Origin of the sequence: Pseudomonas sp. SWRI99, assembly GCF_014270125.1 — a bacterium.
Taxonomy (GTDB): Bacteria; Pseudomonadota; Gammaproteobacteria; order Pseudomonadales; family Pseudomonadaceae; genus Aquipseudomonas; species Aquipseudomonas hamedanensis.
Window position 1 is genome coordinate 17,858 of the sequence record NZ_JABWQR010000040.1, and the last position, 19,120, is coordinate 36,977.

The 19,120-nt window shown below is 60.7% G+C and carries 18 protein-coding genes; 11 read left to right on the top strand and 7 right to left on the bottom strand.

Annotation, left to right across the window (positions count from 1 at the left end; all coding sequences use genetic code 11):
- Positions 1 to 69: 69 nt before the first annotated feature.
- Both HU743_RS25080 and HU743_RS25085 read left to right on the top strand, forming a co-directional pair.
- Entirely contained in the window at positions 70 to 1,656 is a 1,587-nt protein-coding gene (locus HU743_RS25080; RefSeq protein WP_016774693.1) for an ABC-F family ATPase, read from the top strand.
- A 239-nt stretch (positions 1,657 to 1,895) separates the two neighbouring features.
- Entirely contained in the window at positions 1,896 to 3,083 is a 1,188-nt protein-coding gene (locus HU743_RS25085) for an MFS transporter (protein ID WP_186651902.1), read from the top strand.
- A gap of 129 nt (positions 3,084 to 3,212) precedes the next feature.
- On the opposite strand, the gene HU743_RS25090 is transcribed toward HU743_RS25085, so the two are convergent.
- Together HU743_RS25090 and HU743_RS25095 are read right to left on the bottom strand one after the other, a co-directional pair.
- Positions 3,213 to 4,250, bottom strand: a complete 1,038-nt coding sequence (locus tag HU743_RS25090; protein WP_186651904.1) for a dienelactone hydrolase — start codon at positions 4,248 to 4,250, stop codon at positions 3,213 to 3,215.
- Between the two features lie 168 nt (positions 4,251 to 4,418).
- Positions 4,419 to 5,030 carry an FMN-dependent NADH-azoreductase gene (locus HU743_RS25095; protein WP_186651906.1) on the bottom strand — a complete coding sequence of 204 codons (612 nt, stop codon included), beginning with the start codon at positions 5,028 to 5,030 and terminating at the stop codon, positions 4,419 to 4,421.
- Between the two features lie 127 nt (positions 5,031 to 5,157).
- Between HU743_RS25095 and HU743_RS25100 the strand changes: the two genes are divergently transcribed.
- Positions 5,158 to 6,066 (top strand): LysR substrate-binding domain-containing protein, encoded by a 909-nt coding sequence (locus HU743_RS25100; RefSeq protein WP_186651908.1) that lies wholly within the window; start codon positions 5,158 to 5,160, stop codon positions 6,064 to 6,066.
- Positions 6,063 to 6,422 carry an MmcQ/YjbR family DNA-binding protein gene (locus tag HU743_RS25105; protein ID WP_186548083.1) on the top strand — a complete coding sequence of 120 codons (360 nt, stop codon included), beginning with the start codon at positions 6,063 to 6,065 and terminating at the stop codon, positions 6,420 to 6,422. Before HU743_RS25100 ends, HU743_RS25105 begins: the two co-directional genes overlap by 4 nt.
- 117 nt (positions 6,423 to 6,539) lie before the next feature.
- On the opposite strand, the gene HU743_RS25110 is transcribed toward HU743_RS25105, so the two are convergent.
- Positions 6,540 to 6,968 carry a DUF1294 domain-containing protein gene (locus HU743_RS25110; protein WP_186651910.1) on the bottom strand — a complete coding sequence of 143 codons (429 nt, stop codon included), beginning with the start codon at positions 6,966 to 6,968 and terminating at the stop codon, positions 6,540 to 6,542.
- On the bottom strand, positions 6,965 to 7,795 hold the full coding sequence (locus HU743_RS25115) for an undecaprenyl-diphosphate phosphatase (protein ID WP_186622351.1): 831 nt from the start codon (positions 7,793 to 7,795) through the stop codon (positions 6,965 to 6,967). The genes HU743_RS25110 and HU743_RS25115 overlap by 4 nt, the downstream gene beginning before the upstream one ends.
- A 304-nt stretch (positions 7,796 to 8,099) precedes the next feature.
- On the opposite strand from HU743_RS25115, the gene HU743_RS25120 reads away from it, so the two are divergent.
- The 5 genes from HU743_RS25120 (at position 8,100) to HU743_RS25140 (ending at position 14,807) form a co-directional block, all read left to right on the top strand.
- Positions 8,100 to 9,734: a methyl-accepting chemotaxis protein gene (locus tag HU743_RS25120; protein WP_186651929.1), complete on the top strand. Its 1,635-nt coding sequence runs from the start codon at positions 8,100 to 8,102 to the stop codon at positions 9,732 to 9,734.
- Positions 9,735 to 9,977: 243 nt separating this feature from the next.
- Entirely contained in the window at positions 9,978 to 11,273 is a 1,296-nt protein-coding gene (locus HU743_RS25125) for an OprD family porin (protein ID WP_186651931.1), read from the top strand.
- 168 nt (positions 11,274 to 11,441) lie between these two features.
- On the top strand, positions 11,442 to 12,596 hold the full coding sequence (locus tag HU743_RS25130; RefSeq protein ID WP_186651933.1) for a PatB family C-S lyase: 1,155 nt from the start codon (positions 11,442 to 11,444) through the stop codon (positions 12,594 to 12,596).
- Between the two features lie 206 nt (positions 12,597 to 12,802).
- Positions 12,803 to 14,269: a nucleobase:cation symporter-2 family protein gene (locus HU743_RS25135; RefSeq protein ID WP_186552435.1), complete on the top strand. Its 1,467-nt coding sequence runs from the start codon at positions 12,803 to 12,805 to the stop codon at positions 14,267 to 14,269.
- A 64-nt stretch (positions 14,270 to 14,333) separates the two neighbouring features.
- Positions 14,334 to 14,807 carry an LEA type 2 family protein gene (locus HU743_RS25140; protein WP_186651935.1) on the top strand — a complete coding sequence of 158 codons (474 nt, stop codon included), beginning with the start codon at positions 14,334 to 14,336 and terminating at the stop codon, positions 14,805 to 14,807.
- 164 nt (positions 14,808 to 14,971) lie between these two features.
- Here the strand turns inward: HU743_RS25140 and HU743_RS25145 are convergent, their stop codons facing one another.
- Positions 14,972 to 15,895, bottom strand: coding sequence for a carbon-nitrogen hydrolase family protein (locus HU743_RS25145; protein ID WP_186651937.1), 924 nt, complete (start codon positions 15,893 to 15,895; stop codon positions 14,972 to 14,974).
- 83 nt (positions 15,896 to 15,978) lie between these two features.
- On the opposite strand from HU743_RS25145, the gene HU743_RS25150 reads away from it, so the two are divergent.
- Positions 15,979 to 16,887 (top strand): LysR family transcriptional regulator, encoded by a 909-nt coding sequence (locus HU743_RS25150; RefSeq protein WP_186651939.1) that lies wholly within the window; start codon positions 15,979 to 15,981, stop codon positions 16,885 to 16,887.
- 4 nt (positions 16,888 to 16,891) lie between these two features.
- Here HU743_RS25150 and HU743_RS25155 read toward each other — a convergent pair whose 3' ends face one another.
- A complete protein-coding gene (locus HU743_RS25155) occupies positions 16,892 to 17,146 on the bottom strand; it encodes a hypothetical protein (protein WP_007917411.1) in 255 nt (84 codons plus the stop codon).
- 153 nt (positions 17,147 to 17,299) lie between these two features.
- Here HU743_RS25155 and HU743_RS25160 point away from each other — a divergent pair, with 153 nt between their 5' ends.
- Entirely contained in the window at positions 17,300 to 17,617 is a 318-nt protein-coding gene (locus HU743_RS25160; RefSeq protein WP_186651940.1) for a DUF883 family protein, read from the top strand.
- Between the two features lie 69 nt (positions 17,618 to 17,686).
- On the opposite strand, the gene HU743_RS25165 is transcribed toward HU743_RS25160, so the two are convergent.
- Complete coding sequence (locus tag HU743_RS25165) at positions 17,687 to 18,727, bottom strand: Ldh family oxidoreductase (protein ID WP_186651942.1); 1,041 nt, start codon at positions 18,725 to 18,727, stop codon at positions 17,687 to 17,689.
- Between the last annotated feature and the right edge of the window lie 393 nt (positions 18,728 to 19,120).

The following is a 19,120-nucleotide window of genomic DNA, read 5'->3' on the forward strand; positions in this document are numbered from 1 at the left end:
GCTCCAGATTGGTATCAAGTCGGTATCAGGCACATATGACCAGCTCTAAACCATTGATAGGTAAGGTAATTGATCTCCACAGCTAACATCACGATGCAGTTCGGCGCCAAGCCGCTCTTCGAAAACGTTTCGGTCAAATTCGGCGCGGGCAATCGCTACGGCCTGATCGGCGCCAACGGTTGCGGCAAGTCGACCTTCATGAAAATCCTCGGTGGCGATCTCGATCCGTCCGGCGGTCAGGTCATGCTTGAGCCGAACGTGCGTCTGGGCAAGCTGCGCCAGGACCAGTTCGCTTACGAAGAATTCACCGTGATCGACACCGTGATCATGGGTCACGAAGAGCTGTGGAAGGTCAAGGCCGAACGCGATCGCATCTACTCGCTGGCGGAAATGTCCGAAGAAGACGGCATGGCCGTCGCCGAGCTGGAAACCGAATTCGCCGAGATGGATGGCTACACCGCCGAATCCCGCGCCGGCGAACTGTTGCTGGGTCTGGGCATTCCACTGGAACAGCATTTCGGCCCGATGAGCGAAGTCTCGCCAGGCTGGAAACTGCGTGTGCTGCTGGCGCAGGCACTGTTCTCCGATCCGGAAGTGCTGTTGCTCGACGAACCGACCAACCACCTGGACATCAACACCATTCGCTGGCTGGAAAACATCCTGACCCAGCGTAACAGCCTGATGATCATCATCTCCCACGACCGTCACTTCCTGAACAGCGTGTGCACGCACATGGCTGACCTGGATTACGGCGAACTGCGTCTGTTCCCGGGCAACTACGACGAATACATGACCGTGGCGACTCAGTCCCGCGAGCAATTGCTGTCGGACAACGCCAAGAAGAAAGCGCAGATTTCCGAACTGCAATCGTTCGTCAGCCGCTTCTCGGCCAACGCCTCGAAAGCCAAGCAAGCCACCTCCCGCGCCAAGGCGATCGACAAGATCCAGCTGGCCGAGGTCAAGCCTTCCAGCCGCGTCAGCCCGTTCATTCGTTTCGAGCAGAACAAGAAGCTGCACCGTCAGGCAGTCATGGTCGAAAAAATGGCCAAGGGTTTCGATGGCAAGCCGCTGTTCAAGGACTTCAGCTTCCAGGTTGAAGCCGGCGAGCGCGTCGCGATCATCGGCCCGAACGGTATCGGCAAAACCACCCTGCTGCGCACCTTGGTCAACGAACTGACCCCGGATGCCGGTAGCGTGAAATGGACCGATGCCGCGGAACTGGGCTACTATGCTCAGGACCACGCCCACGACTTCGAAGACGACGTGACGCTGTTCGACTGGATGGGTCAGTGGACTCAGGGCGAGCAGATGATTCGTGGCACACTGGGCCGCATGCTGTTCTCCAACGACGAGATCCTCAAGTCGGTCAAGGTCATTTCGGGGGGTGAGCAAGGTCGCATGCTGTTCGGCAAGCTGATCCTGCAAAAGCCGAACGTGCTGATCATGGACGAACCGACCAACCACTTGGACATGGAATCGATCGAGGCGCTGAACCTGGCGCTGGAAAACTATCCGGGCACGCTGATCTTCGTCAGCCACGACCGTGAGTTCGTATCGTCCCTGGCCACGCGCATCATCGAGCTGAGCCCGAACGGCGTGACCGACTTCAGCGGCACCTACGACGACTACCTGCGTAGCCAGGGCGTCGTGTTTTAAGAGCAGCTTTTAGCTTCAAGCTGCGAGCTGCAAGAGAAAAGCCCTGTCCCTGGTGACGGGGCTTTTTGCATGTGATCACGACATTTTCGCCAGTACTGACTCCATCGCGAGCAACGCCATCAATCCCTGTAGGAGTTGCCGAAGGCTGCGATCTTTTGATCGTTAGCCTGCTTTCCTTTATCCCAAGCCCGCGCCATGATGTTCGCAACTCTCCCACCGCCGCCCGCGAACGAGTTCCCATGTCTGTGCAGCAGCCGCCATCTCAAAGCTCTCTGGCGATCACCCTGCAGATCGTCTCCATCGTTTTCTATACCTTTATTGCTTTTCTCTGCATCGGTTTGCCGATTGCGGTGTTGCCCGGCTATGTGCATGAGCAACTGGGTTTCAGCGCGATCGTTGCCGGGCTGGTGATCGGTTCGCAGTACCTCGCTACCCTGCTCAGCCGGCCGATGGCCGGGCGTATGTCGGACACGCTCGGCACCAAACGGGCGATCATTTATGGCTTGTGGGGGATCGTGCTCAGTGGCGTGCTGACGCTGCTCTCGACGTTGTTGCAAAGTTTTCCCCTGACCAGCCTGTTGATTCTCATTGCAGGGCGCTTGCTGCTTGGCATCGCCCAAGGTCTGATCGGTGTTGGCACCATCAGTTGGTGCATGGGCCAGGTCGGCGTCGAGCACACAGCCAAATCCATCGGCTGGAACGGCATCGCCTCTTACGGCGCAATTGCCATTGGCGCGCCGCTGGGCGTGGTGATGGTCGCCGAATACGGTTTTGTCAGTCTGGGGATTGCCTTGTCGGCGTTGGCGGCGGGGGCATTGTGGTTGATCCGCAATAAGCCATCGGTGCCGGTGATTCGTGGCGAGCGCCTGTCGTTCTGGACTGTGTTCGGCAAGATTGCGCCGTATGGCCTCAGCCTGACGCTAGCCTCGATTGGCTACGGCACGCTGACCACGTTCATTACGCTTTATTACCTCAACCGTGGCTGGACCGGCGCGGCCTACTGCCTGACCGTGTTTGGCGCATGTTTCATTCTGTCGCGGCTTCTGTTTATCTCGGCGATTGCCCGGTTCGGTGGGTTTGCTTCGGCTATCGTCTGCATGACGGTGGAAACCGTCGGACTGGTGATGTTGTGGCTTGCGCCCTCCACCGCTTATGCACTGATTGGCGCGGGGTTGGCGGGGTTTGGCCTGTCGCTGGTTTATCCTGCGCTGGGCGTTGAAGCAATCAAGCAAGTGCCGAGTTCCAGTCGTGGGTCGGGACTGGGCGCTTATGCGGTGTTCTTCGATCTGGCGCTGGCAATTGCCGGGCCGTTGATGGGCGCGGTGGCGTTGAATCTGGGGTATTCGTGGATCTTCTTCAGCGCGGCGCTGTTATCGGTAGCCGGGTTGGGCCTGACCTTGCTCCTCAAGCGCCGCACTACTTCCTGAAACCAACGATCCCCATTGTAGGAGTGAGCCTGCTCGCGATAGCGTCGTGTCAGTCAGCACATTTATCAACTGACACACCGTTATCGCGAGCAGGCTCACTCCTACAGGGGATAGGTGGTGGCAATCAGATTATTGATCCGCCGTCTGCATCCCCGCCCTGCTCGATTGGCCCAGCGCATGGGCGAAGAAGCGTCCGGCTTCGGAGATCAGGTTGCGGTGGATGTCCTGGCGGTCAACGCCATCTGCATCGGTGCACAGCGCCGGCATGGCGAGGATCTGCTCGGCGGTGCACGGCGCCATGAAGACAAAGTGCCCTGCCCCGGCGAGCAATTTGAAATCCGGCGCCGTCGGCAGTTTGCGCGCCAGCGCGGCGGCGTTTTTGTCGAAGGCGACCAGTTTGTCGCCATCGCCGCTATAGAGCAGCACCGGCACATGCACATCGGCCAGGGTATGCCGGCCGAATTTCAGGCTCAACGGCGCCATCAGCAGTAACGCATGCACGCGCGGGTCGGCCACCGGCTGCAAATCATCGCGGTCGACAATCAGTTCGCCCTGGGTGTTGCAGGCGTCATGGTCATCCGGCCGCTCCTGGCAGTAGCGGCGCAAGCGATCCAGGTCCGGCTGCGCCCCCGACAGGATCAACGCCGTCTCGCCGCCCGCTGAATAACCGATCACACCGACCTGATCAGCGTTGACGTAGGGCGCAAGCATGGCATCGCCGAGGGTCGCAGTGATTGCCGCAGAAATCTGAATCGGACGCCCGTAGAGATTGCTCAAGGTGCCAAGTCGACTGTGGTCACGCGAGTTGTCACCGGGGTGAATCACGGCCACCACCACAAAGCCCTTGCGCGCTAGTGACGTGGCGAGGTCGTGCAGCGCCAGCGGTGTGCCGGTGTTGCCGTGGGACAACATCAACATTGGAAAGCGGCCAATGGCGACTTTGCTGTCTTCGCCGGCCTCGACCGAGTAGCCCTCAAGCAGACTCAGGTGCTCGCGGTCGCTGGACGGATAAAACGCAATGGCACGCATCGGTTGCAGATCCAGCGGATCGAGCACGGTCATTTCGTGGTAGCCAACGCTCCAGACAGGGTGCCGCCCCGGCGCAGCCTGCACTGAATTCAGGCTGCCGAGCAGGCAAATCAGTAACGCTGCACAAAGACGCATCATCGGATGCCCCACCCTGTTGGACGTAATCGCCGGATGTACTGGAACTGCATAACCTGGGCCAGATTATGTAACAGCCAGAAACAAAAAACTCCGTATTCGGCCCTTGCGGAACCAGAATACAGAGTTTTTGGCGACTTACCTGAACAATGGCTGTTCTTTACGCATGCCTTACGCGGCGGCGAACAACTGCTCACTGATGGTGGCCTGAGCGGCGCTCATCGCGTTGTTGCGGACTTCTTCGCCATAGGCCAGGCCTTCGGCGCGGACGATTTCAATGTCGGTGATGCCGAGAAAGCCCAGCACCAGCTTCAGGTATTCTTCGTGAGCGATGCCGCTGGCTTGACCGGCATGGATGCCGCCAGACGTGGACACGATCACCACTTTCTTGCCACCGCACAGGCCTTCGGGACCGGCTTCGGTGTAGCGGAAGGTCTGGCCGGCAACCGCGACACGGTCGATCCACGCCTTGAGTTGGGTCGGCACGGTGAAGTTGTACATCGGTGCGGCGATCACCACGGCGTCGGCTGCGATGAACTCGGCCAGAGTGGTGGCGCTCAGTCCGGCTTCATGCTGCTGTGCCGCATCGCGCAGTTCAGCGCTGGTGCCGGCGGCGACCAGGGTGGTCGACGAAAAATGGCTGATGGCGTCAGCGGCGAGATCGCGGTAAGTCACTACAGCGCTTGGCTCGGCGGCCTGCCAGGCTTTGACCACTTCACGGCTCAACTGACGGGAAGCCGAGTTGTCGCCCAGAATGCTCGAATCGATATGCAGCAGTTTCATGTGAAATCTCTCCTGGAATGAATCGCCGGTGGCGGCGCAATGGAGACAATCCTACGCAAGAAACCAATGGATGATTAGCCGCCAACAATGCGATAGTTCGTCCCACTGATAGAACAGCGGAAGCCCCATGCAAGACCTCAACGATCTCTACTATTTCGCCAAAGTCGTCGAGGCCGGCGGCTTTGCGGCGGCGGGCCGCTTGCTGGGCATACCTAAATCACGATTGTCGCGGCGCATTGCCGAACTGGAAGAGCGTCTCGGTGCGCGTCTGCTGCAACGCACCACCCGGCAGCTCAACCTCACCGCCGTGGGCGAGCGCTATCTGCGTCATTGTCAGGCAATGCTGCTCGAAGCGGAAATGGCCGACGAGGCGGTGGCGAGCATGTCCAGCGAGCCGCGCGGGCGCTTGCGGGTGTCCTGTCCGACCGGTCTGGCCCATGAGATGTTGCCGGCGGTCATCAGCGATTTCCTCGGCAAGTTTCCGCAGGTTCAACTGGAGGTCGTCCTGCTCAATCGGCGGGTCGATCTGGTGGGCGAAGGCTTTGATGTCGCGTTGCGCGTGCGCGAACACGGTGACGAGGACCCGTTGTTGGTCACACGGCGTCTGCGTCAGGCGCAAATGGTCGTGGTGGCCAGTCCGGCTTTTTTACAGGGCCGCACGATCATTCATCCGCAAGACCTCAAGCACCTGCCCGTGCTGGGCGCTCTGGAGGCAGATCGCATGGTGCATGTGCGCTTGCTCGATGAGCAGGGCCACAGTTTCGAGCTGAACATGGAAGCCCGCCTGGGGATCGATGACTTTGTCGTGCGCAAGGCCTGCGTCCTCGCTGGCCAGGGCTTTACCCTGCTGCCGATGATGTATTGCGAAACCGAACTGCATAACGGCACGTTGGTGCAGATGCTGCCGGACTGGTCGTTGCCCGGTGGCTGGTTGCAGGCGGTGTACCCGCATCGACGCGGGGTGATGCCGGCGGTCCGCGCCTGGATCGACCACTTGGTCGAGTCGTTCAATGCCTGTGGGGAGCGGTTGTTATGAGCAAGGGAAAAATGAGCGAAGCCGACGTCGCGGCATTTTGTCTGGCTTTGCCGGGTGCGCGGGAAGATTACAAGTGGGGCGGCGTGCGCGTCTTTTCGATTGCCGGCAACAAAATGTTTGCCTTGCAGGGACTGCGCGGGGATTCGTTGGCATTCAAGGTCGACAAGGATCTGTTCCTCGGCCATTGCGACCGCCCGGGCATTCACCCGGCGCCGTATCTGGCGCGGGCGCAGTGGATCATCATGCACCCGCCCTACCCGCTGGGCGCCGAGGAATTGCAGGGCTTGTTGCAGCGCTCGCATCAGCTGGTGGTGAGCAAGTTGCCCAAGAAGACCCGCATCGGCCTATTGCTGTAACACGGTCCCTTGTAGGAGTGAGCCTGCTCGCGATAGCGGTTTACCTGCTGAAGCGATGTCGACTGACACTACGCTATCGCGAGCAGGCTCACTCCTACAGGGGCTTTGTATGCTTAATCAGAACAAGGTCAACAGGTTCGAACCGAGGAATAGCTGGTCAATCCAGAACACCTGATGCAACAGCACGATCACCCAGAACAGAATCTGAAACGACACCTTGCGCGTCTTGTGCCGCAATACCTGCTGGGCGATCAGTGCGCCCGGCCAGCCGCCGGCCAGTTCAACTGCATGCAGGATGTTTTCCGGGGTGCGCCAGGCGTCGGCGCGCGCCTTGCGTTTGTCGGCCCAGTACAGGAAAAACGCCAGCACGCTGACGATCCCGTACGCCGCGAGGGGCAGCAGGGAAATCCCCCGCAGCCACATCGACACTGAGCCGAACAACGGCAAGGCACACACACCCAGCAGCACCAGCAGCTTGAGCTTCAGGTGCTGAATGTTGCCACTGGAAGATCGGCCCTCAGGGCGACGTCCACGGGAATCGCTCATGGCTTGACCGCCGTCCAGTCCACCCAGCCGAACTGCCAGGTGGCGAGTATCACCAGGCCGAACACGATCCGGTACCAGGCAAACGCCGCATAGCTGTGGTTGGCGATGAACTTGAGCAGGCCACGCACGGCGATCATCGCGAAAATGAACGCGGTGACGAAACCGATGGCAAACACCGGAAAGTCCGCCGGCACGAACAAGTCGCGATATTTGTAGCCGGAATACACCGCCGCGCCGACCATGGTGGGCATGGCGAGGAAGAACGAGAACTCGGTCGCGGTCTTGCGCGACAGGCCGAACAGCAGCCCACCGATGATCGTCGAGCCGGAGCGCGAAGTGCCAGGAATCATGGCCAGGCATTGCGCAAAACCGACTTTCAGTGCGTCTTGCCAAGTGATCTCGTCGACCGTTTCGGCATGCACTTCGTGCTGGCGCTTTTCCGCCCACAACATGATGACGCCGCCGACCACCAGGGCCGCCGCCACGGTAATCGGGTTGAACAGGTATTCGTGGATCAGGTCGGCGAAGATTACGCCCAGCACCACCGCCGGCAGGAACGCGATCAGCAGGTTGGCGGTGAAACGCCGAGCGCCCGGTTGGGTCGGCAACCCTACCACCACGTCGAAAATCTTGCGGCGAAACTCCCAGACCACCGCGAGAATCGCGCCGAGCTGAATAATGATGTTGAAGGCCATGGCCCGTTCGCCGCCGAAGTTCAGCAAGTCAGCGACGATGATCTGGTGTCCAGTACTCGAAATGGGCAAAAACTCCGTCAGCCCTTCTACAACTCCCAGTATCAATGCCTGCAAGGCGGTCCAAAGATCCATCAATCCCCCAAAGAGCGATGCACGCCGGCATGCCCCGATAGTATTTTTTTACGTTCACTGCGTTCAGCGTAGCTTGAAAAAGCTGTACCGATTCCGCGCGCACAGGATCCACACGAAACGGTAAAAATTCCGTGAAATATCAATTTGCATTCAGGTTTTCACGCGCGGGGCCGAAATCCTAACAGACAAGCCTTAATAGCGCTGCGGCGTTATACGACTTGGGTCGCGTATGCCCGATCGGCAAAAGCTGATTGGATGCTCGCGGTTGTTTATTACAAGAACAAGAATCCGGAGTGACAGCGTTATGAACAGCTTGCGCAGTGTGTCGATCAGCCGACGCTTGTGGCTCATCTTGATTGTGGCGGTGGTCATGTTATTGACCTTGGGCGTGTTGATGCTCAAGCAGATCCACGAAGACCTGTATCACGCCAAAGCCCAGAAAACCGAACATGTGGTGCAGACCGCCAGCGGTTTGCTGACCTACTACCACGGCCTGCAAACCGCCGGCACCCTGAGCAAGGAAGCCGCGCAGACACAGGCGCTGACCGCGATCCGTGGCTTGCGCTACGACCAGAGCGATTACTTCTGGATCAACGACCTCACCCCCGTGATGGTCATGCACCCGACCAATCCCAAACTTGAAGGCCAGAATCTTTCGGCGATTCGCGACCCGGACGGCTTTGCGGTGTTCAACGAAATGGTCGCCATCGCCAAGGCCAAGGGCGCTGGCATGGTCAACTACCGTTGGCCGAAACCGGGCGCCACCGACCCGGTGGCGAAGACCTCCTACGTCAAGTTGTTCGAACCGTGGGGCTGGGTGATCGGGTCCGGGGTTTATGTGGATGACGTGCAGGCGGAGTTTCAGGATCAGATGATCAAGGCTTCGGCCATCGGCTTGGCGATTGCGCTGATCATGGCGCTGCTGGTGATTCTGATTGCGCGCAGCATTGTCCGTCCGCTACAGGAAACCGTGAACGCCATGGCCAACATCGCCAGCGGTGAAAGCGACCTGACGCGCAGCCTCGATACCCATGGCAAGGACGAGGTCACGGAACTGGCCCATCACTTCAATGCCTTCACCGCCAAACTGCGTCGGGTCATCGGCGAACTGCAAGTGTCGGCCAGCGCGCTGGGCCAGTCCTCCAGCGAACTGGGCAACGATGCCTCCCAGGCCCAGCAACGCAGCCAGCAGCAATCGCAGCAAATGGAGTTGGTCGCCACGGCGATCAACGAAGTGACCTATGGCGTGCAGGATGTGGCCAAAAACGCCGAGCACGCTGCTGCGGAAATGCGCGATGCCGAAGCGCAGGCGCAACAGGGCCAGATCAATATCGATGGCAGCTTGCAGCAGATCGACAAGCTGTCCGGAACCATCGATCAAGCGGTTGAAGTGATTCGCACCCTGGCCGCTGAAAGCACCCAGATCGGCAGTGTGCTGGAGGTGATCCGCTCGATTGCCGAGCAGACCAACCTGCTGGCGCTCAACGCCGCGATCGAAGCCGCGCGGGCCGGCGAGCAAGGTCGCGGTTTTGCCGTAGTGGCCGACGAAGTGCGCTTGTTGGCGCAGCGTACGCAAAAGTCGACCGCCGAGATCCAGTCGATGATCGAGCGCCTGCAGAATCATTCAGAGGCCGCCGTGAAGGTGATCGGCGACAGCAGCAAAGCCTCGCAACTGACCATCGAACAGGCGGGGCTTGCCGGTGCGAGCCTCAATGCCATCGGCCAGGCGTTACGTAACCTCAATGGCCTGAATGCTTCGATTGCCAGCGCCACCCTGCAACAGGCGCACGTGGTCGAGGACATCAACCAGAACGTTACCCAGGCCGCCGGACTTTCCCACAGCACGGCCATCGCCGCGGAGCAATCGAGCGCTGCCAGCGTGCGCCTGGGCCAACTGAGCGAACAGCTCAACGGCCTCCTGCGCCAGTTCCGCGTCTGACCCGGACTGCGGGAGTGATGCTTGCTCGCGACTGCATTGTGTCAGCCAACATTTCCGTTGCCTGACACACCGTCTTCGCGAGCAGGCTCGCTCCCACACTGGGTTCTGCGTCGGGATGCTCATCTCAATTCAGACAAAATCCCTGCGTGGGCATGATGGAGTCAAGTCAGCACATCCGCTCAATCCCCTCGCCTGCCATTGCTCGATCATCGCGGTCATCTCCACTGCCGCTGGCCGCTGATCATGATCGACCGTGTCTCCACGCACCTCACTCTGCTTGCGCTGCTCTGCGGGGTGAACGCAACCGCGCACGCCAGCGGCTTTTTCGACGATGCCAGCGGCGAAGTGCTCAGTCGCAACTTTTATCTGAACAACGACTACCGCTCGCCCTCAGCCAGCGAAAAAAACTATAAACAGGAATGGGCACAAGGCTTTATCGGAACTTTCTCATCCGGTTTCACTGCCGGTACGCTTGGATTCGGACTCGATGCACACGCTTTTTCCGGCCTGAAGCTGGACGGCGGCAAAGGTCATTCGGGGACCGGGTTGCTGCCGGTCGACAGCGACGGGCGCAGCGCGAGCAATTACGCCAGCGCCGGTGGTGCGCTGAAGCTCAAGGCCTCGCGCACTACCCTCGCCTTTGGCGAAATGACCGTGGAAACCCCGGTATTCGATACCTCGGACAAACGCCTGCAACCGGAATACGCCAGCGGTTTTCTGCTGAGCAGCCAGGAGATCGACAACGTCAATTTGCAGGCCGGACATTTCACTGCGTTCAAGAACCAGGACAGCACTTCGGGCAAAGGCGATTTTTACGGTTACGGCGCGAGTACCGAGCACGGTGCGATCAGTTTTGTCGGCGCCGACCTGTTTGCAGACCGTCCGCTGGGCGGCGCACTTTACGCCGCCGAATTGACCGACACCTGGCATCAGTACTACGGCAACCTGCACTTCAAACAATCGGGTCTGCTGATCGATGCCAACCTCTACCACACCCGCGATACCGGACAAGCCCTGGCCGGTGCGATCGACAACACCGCTGTCAGCCTGTCTGGTAAATACGCCTTCGGCCCGCACGCGGTGATGCTCGGCTGGCAACGCATCCATGGCGACACGCCGTTCGATTTCGTCGGCGGCGACTCGATCTACCTCGCCAACTCGATCAAGTACGCTGACTTCAACGGTGCCAACGAGCGCTCCTGGCAGGCGCGCTACGACCTCAACCTCGGCGCCTTTGGCCTTCCCGGTCTCACCTTCATGACCCGCTACGTCGCCGGCAGCCACATCGACGGCACCCACGCGCCCAAGGGCGGCGCCTACAACCCGTTTGATGCCGACAGTGGCGAGTACCAGCCGCAGCAAGGCAAAGACGGCAAGCACTGGGAGCGCGATATCGATGTGAAATACATCGTTCAGTCGGGGGCGGCAAAGGACTTGTCGGTACAGCTCTCGCATGTTTCCCATCGCGGCAACGAGGCGCAGGCCGGCGATGATATTGACCGTCTCTATGTGGTGGTTCAGTACCCGCTGGGATTCTGAGGGCATCCACCCTGCATCGTCGGGCGGACCGGCTGAATTGCGCGTCACCAAAGGCCGAAAAATCGAGAATTACATTGCCCCCGCCGCCATGGAACCTGCAGGCTCGCTCCGGCAGGGTCATGGGCTTATCATGGCGCCCATGAATATCCCGCCTTCACGAGACCGCGCATGACTTTCGATTTTGATCAGCTGTTCGACCGCCACCACACCGGCAGTACCAAGTGGAGCCGCTACCCGGCCGATGTGCTGCCGATGTGGGTCGCTGACATGGATTTCGCCGCGCCGCCAGTGGTGATCGAAGCCTTGCAACAGCGTCTGCTGCACCCGTTGCTCGGTTACAGCGTGGCTCAGGACAACCTGCGTGAAGCGATCGTCGCCGATCTTTGGAACAAATACGCCTGGCAGGTCAAGCCACAGGAACTGATCTTCCTGCCCGGCGTCGAGTCCGGTTTCAACATGGCGCTCAAGGCGCTGGTGCAGGCGCCGCAGAATGTCGTGGTGCAGGTACCGAACTACCCGCCGCTGCGCCACGCGCCGGGGCATTGGGGCCTGAACAAGGTTGAACTGCAATTCCTGGCTCAGGCCGATGGCACCTATGCCACGCCACTGGATGTGCTGCGTGAATCGCTGAACGGTGGCGGCGCGCTGCTGCTGAGCAACCCGCACAACCCGATCGGCAAGGTGTTCGGCCGCGAGGAACTGCAAGCGGTAGCCGACATTTGCGTGGCGCAAGACGCGTGGATCATCTCCGACGAAATCCACGCCGAGTTGTGTTTCGACGGGCGCGTGCACATTCCTACTGCATCGCTGAGCCCGGAGATTGCCCGGCGCACGATCACGCTGATGTCGGCGAGCAAGGCCTACAACATCGCTGGGCTGAAGACTTCGTTCATGATCATTCAGGACGCCGCCCTGCGCGAACGCGTCAACCATGCCCGTTGTGGCATGGTCGACAGCGTCAATCCGCTGGGCATGGAAGCCACCCGCGTGGCTTACAGCGAAGCCGGGCCGTGGCTTGCGGCGCTTAAAACCTATCTGCAGGCCAACCGTGACTGGCTGGTGGACGCGGTGCGCAGCCGCCTGCCGGGCGTGACCCTGAATGTGCCGCAAGGCACCTATCTGGCGTGGCTCGATTGCTCGGCACTGGACCTGAGCAATCCGCAGCAGTTTTTCCTGGAGCAGGCCAAGGTCGGCCTCAGCCCGGGGGTGGACTTCGCCGATCAGAGCCAGCAGTTCGTACGCCTGAACTTCGGTTGCCCGCGTGCCCTGCTGGAAGAAGGGATTACGCGGATGGAGCGGGCTTTGGCGCAGCGCGCTCGCTAACCCCAGACCGTCAATCTCTGCTGGCGATAGCCGCGCAATTCGCACTATCGCCAGCACGCTGGCTCCCGCCGTTGCTTTGCCTAAGCGCGGCGCCCAATAAAACCTGACCTTTCAGGCAGTTATTGCTCGTTGCCCTCGCCGCCCGCTTGCGGCATCCTGCGCCTCCATTTTCTGACCCGGCCGCGCTTTGTGGCACGCACCTCACCATGACCGCCTCTGATAAAGCCCCGCGCAACAACGATCTGATCTACGGCCTCAACGACCGTCCGCACCTGACCGCCACCGTGTTTGCGGCGTTGCAGCACGTGCTGGCGAGTTTCGTCGGCATCATCACCCCCACCCTGATCATGGGCGGCGCCCTCGGCCTGCAGAGTGAAATCCCCTACCTGATCAGCATGGCGCTGTTCGTGTCGGGCCTGGGCACGTTTGTCCAGGCCAAGCGCTTCGGCCCGGTCGGTTCGGGGCTGCTGTGCCTGCAAGGCACCAGTTTTTCCTTTATCAGCGTCATTCTCAGCGCCGGGTTCATGGTCAAGGCGCGTGGCGGCGGTACCGACGAAATCCTCTCGACCATCTTCGGCGTGTGCTTTTTCGCGGCGTTCATTGAAGTGGTGCTCAGTCAGTTCATCGGCAAGCTGCGCATGCTGATCACCCCGGTGGTCACGGGGACCATCATCACGCTGATGGGCCTGTCGCTGATCAAAGTCGCCATGACCGACATCGCCGGCGGCTTCGGCGCGGCGGATCTGGGCGCGGCCAGCCATATAGCCCTGGCGGCGCTGGTAATTGGCACTATCGTGGTGCTGAACCGCGTCGACGTGCCGTTCCTGCGGCTGGGCGCGATCGTCATCGGCCTGACCCTCGGCTACGGGGTGGCGTGGTTGATGGGCACGGTGGATTTCGCCTCGATGCCCGAAGTACCGCTGGTCAGCGTGCCCGTGCCGTTCAAGTACGGTTTCAACTTCGACTGGGTCGCGTTCGTCCCGGTGGCGGTGATTTTCCTCGTCTCGCCGCTGGAGGCGGCGGGTGATCTGACTGCCAATTCGATGATTTCCCGGCAACCGGTGAAAGGGCCGCTGTATATTCGGCGGATCAAGTCGGGGCTGCTCGCGGACGGCCTGAACTCGGCGATGGCCGCGGTGTTCAACAGCATGCCGATGGTCACGTTCGCGCAGAACAACGGCGTGATTCAGCTGACCGGCGTCGCCAGTCGTTATGTTGCGTTCTTCATCGCCGGTCTGCTGGTGCTGCTGGGGCTGTTCCCGATGATTGGCGCGGTGCTGCAACTGATGCCCAAACCCGTGCTCGGCGGCGCTGAACTGGTGATGTTCGGCACCGTGGCCGTGGCCGGGATCAAGATCCTCGCCGAGGCCGGCCTGCATCGGCGCAACATGCTGATCGTAGCGATTTCCCTCGGCATGGGCCTGGGCATTGCTGCCGTGCCCGAGGTGCTGCGTGAGTTGCCGCAAGCGCTGCGCAACATCTTCGAGTCGCCGATCACCGTCGGGGCGTTGTGCGCTATCGTGCTGAACATCTTCCTGCCAGAAGAATTCATCGAGCTGGAGGAAGACGATTTCGACCCGGAAGCCTCTATTCTACAAGTCATGGAAAACCCGGACATGCCGGCCAAGGGTGAACCTGCCCCATCGGCGGCTGTCGCACAGTTGAACCGCTGACTCCGGGCCTCGACAGAAAGGGCTGCACCGGCAACGGTTCAGCCCTTTTTTCGAGAGAGTATTTATGCGCCGCGTCCACGCCGTCATCCTGTCGCTACTGCTGCTGTCGCTCAGTGCCTGCGCGCTGTTTCCCCATCGCGATCCGGTGAACATCAACGTGGTCGGCCTCGAACCGCTGCCGAGCCAGGAACTGGAGATGCGCTTCGCCATCAAGCTGCGCGTGCAGAATCCCAACGATACCGCCATCGACTACAACGGCATCGCCCTGGATCTGCAAGTCAACGGCCATTCGCTGGCGTCAGGTGTGAGCGATCAGAGCGGCTCGATCCCACGTTTTTCGGAAACCGTGGTGACGGTCCCGGTCAGCGTTTCGGCGTTTTCGGTACTGCGCCAGACATTGGGCCTGAGCCAGACGCAAAGCCTCGACAATCTGCCCTACGTGCTACGCGGCAAACTGGCGGGCGGGTTGTTTGGCACGATGCGGTTTACCGATAGCGGCAAGCTGAGTTTGCCCAAGGCCAGTGCTGCGACCTGGTAGCCAGTCACGCGCACATCTGAGCGGTCTACTCCTACTTGTGGAAGCCACACAAAACCATTGTAGGAGTGAGCCCGCGATAGCGGTGTGTCAGGCGATAAAGATTTATCTGATGAACCGATATCGCGAGCAGGCTCACTCCTACAGGACCTTCTTCAGCCTGATGTCTATGTGTTGAAACGCACCCCCGGCTTGACCCGTTCATCGACGGACAACTCAAACACATCCGGCCGCGCATAATGGCCGACCACGTCATAGTCGTAGCGGACACGGATCAGTTCGTCGGTGTCTATTTCAGCGGTCAGCAGCCCCGCCTCACCGCGCAGTGGCCCGGCCAGCACATCGCCCATCGGCCCGACGATCACGCTGCCGCCGGCGATCAAGGGGCGATCCGCAGGCCAGTTGGCAATCTCCACGCCCAGCTCATTGGGCGACGCCTGCACCTGACAGGCGCTGACCACAAAACAGCGCCCCTCGTGGGCAATGTGGCGCATGCTCACTTGCCACATCTCGCGCTCGTCCACGGTCGGCGCGCACCAGACTTCGACACCCTTGGCGTACATCGCCGTGCGCAGCAAAGGCATCATGTTTTCCCAGCAGACCACCGCGCCCAGCTTGCCGACCTGGGTGTCGAGCACCGGCAGGGTCGAGCCGTCGCCCTTGCCCCAGATCAGCCGCTCGGTGCCGGTGGGCATGAGTTTGCGGTGTTTGGCCACCAGTCCGGCTTGCGGATCGAAGTACAGCGCCGTGCAATACAAGGTGCTGCCGGCGCGTTCGATCACACCGATCACCAGATTGGCCCCGGTGCGGGCTGACAGCCCCGCCAGCGCTTCGGTTTCTGCGCCAGGCACATCAATGGCATTGGCGAAATACCGCGCATAGGCCTCGCGCCCCTCGGGCAAGCGATAGCCCAGTTGCGTGCCGAACCCCTCGCCTTTCGGATAACCACCGAGCAGCGCTTCGGGCATCACCACAAGCGCGGCGCCGGATTCGGCGATGGCGTTCTCCCAGTCGAGGATCTGTTCCAGGGTTTCGCCTTTGCCACCGGGCAAGGCGCCGATTTGCAGCGCGGCGACGATTGATTTGGGCATTGCGGTACTCCATCAGGTTCAGAGGTTGCCGATTCTGCGGCGCCACGCGATCATGAATAAAGACCGAATCACTGCTGAATGATATGAGCCAAATGAATATCGCCGACATCGATCTCAACCTGCTGAAAGTCTTCGAAGCGCTGCATGAAGAATCCAGCGCCAGCCGCGCCGCGCTGCGCCTGGGCGTGACGCAATCGGCGGTCAGCGCGGCGCTGCGGCGTTTGCGCGAGGTTTATGGCGATCAGCTGTTCGTGCGCACCGGTCGTGGCCTGGCGCCGACGCTGCAAGCCAATCAGTTGAAACCGGTGGTCAGCGAGGCGCTGAACAAATGTCGGCAAAGCCTGGCGATGGTCGATCCGGCGGCGCAAGCGTACGACGGTCGTTCGATCACGATTGGTCTTTCGGATGATTTCGAAATCGCTTACGGCCGACGCCTGATCGAGGCAATCGCCCGCCACGCGCCGAAACTGCGGCTGATTTTTCGCCAGACCCACAGCCAGATTGTTGCCCGTGCCCTGATGGAGCGCAGCATTGACCTGGCAATCACCGCCGGTGGCTTTGCCGAGCGCCTGCTCAGCCGGCAGGTGTTGGGCGAAGGCGGATACGCCTGTCTGGTCGACGCCGACAGTCTGGAATCCGGCCAGGAGGACATCGGCTTGCAAGAGTTTGTTACCCGCGAGCACATTCTGGTGTCGTCCGGCGGGTTTATCGGGATTACCGATGAAGGATTGGCCGCGCTGGGCCTGAGTCGACAGGTGTGCGCCTCGACCACGCATTTCGCCGCGCTGCCGTATTTGCTCAAGGGCAGTCGGGCCGTGGCGACGATTCCCGCGCACGCGGCCGCAAGCATCGCGGCGCTCAGCGGCCTGGCGCTGCTGCCCTGCCCGCTGAAGCTGCCGCGTTATCCGATCGAATTGGGCTGGCGCACCAGCACGCGGGTCGATCCGCTGGTGGTCAAGGTCCGCGAGGTGATTGCCGCGACGTTTGTCTGAAGCGCTACTTGTTCGCGGCCATCAGTCGATTGACTTCACTGCGCACCATGTTGGCAAATTCCGGTGGCGACATGCCGTCCAGTTCGGCACGGACCCACTCGGCCCATTTGCCCTTGCGCTTGCCCCGCTCGCCAAACAACCGCGCGGCTTCGCCTTTGGCTTTGCCCAGATTGTTTTGCCAGAGTTCGAACAGACGGGATTTCTCATCTTCCAGCGCGGCGCGCTCGGCGAGGGATTTGTCGGCCAGATTGAAACTCATGGGGAATTATCCTGCTGCGTAAAATGACGACATCTTACACGCTCGACAGAAATCTCCCGCGCAGGTTTTGTGACTGAGCTAAATTCAGTGCAACTTTCCAGCCGGCGCCACACTCCATTACTCACTGTCCATTCACCTGCAAGGAGTCACCCAATGGCCCGTAAAACCGCCTCGCAAGCCGCCAATGATCAAATCAAGGATCAAGCCTTCAGCGAGCTTCAGGCCCTGATTGAAGAATCGGACAAACTGCTCAAGAGCAGCGCTTCACTGGTTGGCGAAGAAGCGGAAACGCTGCGTGCACAAATAGCGTTGAAACTGCAGCAGGCGCTGGATTCGGTGTCCAGCGTGCGTGATCGCACCAAACCGGCGGTCGAGGCCACTGAAAATTATATCGGTGGACACCCGTGGCAGACCGTGGCGATCTCCGCCGGGTTCGGTCTGGTGGTAGGGTTGTTGCTCGGGCGTCGTTGAGTCTGACGTCCATGTAAAAGGCGAACCTTGGGGTTCGCCTTTTTTGTTGCCGTTATTTCCTCAGGCGCCTTACTGCCCTGCCAGTTCGCGCAACTGCGCCAGCGTCGCCTCGTCCAGCGCAATCCCTTGCGCCAGCGATCTGGCGCGCTGCTGATGTCGGCGATCGCCCGGCAACCGCTTGAGCCCGACACCGTGCATCTGCCGCACCAGCTCTTCACTGCGCTCGGCAAAGCTTTGCCCCGCCGCCTTGCTCGGGTCAATGACGACCAAAAGTTGGCCGGTCCACGGCGTTTTCGCCCCGGGATGGTTCGACCAGTCGAACTCAAAGGAGAAGTTGCCGCCGGTCAGCGCCGCAGCCAGCAACTCGACCATCATCGACAGCGCCGAGCCCTTGTGCCCGCCAAACGGCAGCAACGCGCCGCCTTCCAGAATGGCGCGTGGGTCCTGGGTCGGTTGACCGAGACCGTCGACGCCCATGCCGACCGGCAGTTTTTCGCCCTTGCGCGCAGCGATCTGCACGTCACCGTGGGCGATGGCGCTGGTGGCCAGGTCGAAAACGATCGGTGCGGCGCCGGCCCGGGGTGCAGCGAAGGCAATCGGGTTGGTGCCGAACAACGGCCGGTCGGCGCCATGCGGCACCACGCAGGTCATGCTGTTGACCACGCTGAGCGCCACCAGGCCTTCGTCGGCGAACGGTTCGACGTCCGGCCACAGCGCGGCGAAGTGATGCGAATTGCGAATCGCCAACACGGCGATGCCCGCGTGCCGCGCCTTTTCGACCAGCAACGGCCGAGCGGCCGCCAGGGCCGGCTGGGAGAAACCGTTGCCGGCATCGACGCGCACGAATCCGGGGGCAACGTCTTCGACTTGCGGCACCGCCTGTCCGTTGACCCAGCCACTATCAAGAGTCGAGACGTAACCAGGAATGCGAAACACGCCATGGCTGTGCGCGCCATCACGTTCAGCGCCGGCACAGTTGGCGGCCAGCACTCGCGCGACTTCCGCAGAGGTGCCATGCCGCAGGAAAATCGTTTCAAGCAATTGCGTCAGCGCTTCGAGAGACAACGAGGACGAGACAACAGGGGACACATGATCGTGTGGCGCAGACATCTGAAGCTCCAGAATGATTATTGGAGGGAACAACAGCGTACGAACGACTTGCCCAGCGATTAACCATGGCGCAGCTGTCGGCTGTCAACCCTTCGATGACACGACAATCAAGGACTCGCCTGACTGCACATTTCAATCAGGCGTGTGCGGTAACTGTCTACCGCCAGCCGCTGAGGCCACCTATTTATTCTGACGGTCCCGCCCCATGGCGCCCTCGTTCAGAGTCCCGATGATGCCCAGCTCGACTGCTCCACTGCTGTTTCCAGACATTCTTCAATCCCCAGGTCAGCGGGCTACCTCGGGGTCCACCCACGCCCTCGGCAGCGAAGACCTTGCGTGGCTCGCCCACGTGAAACTGGCCACCCACTCCCTGCGCATCGCGCAGACACCGCT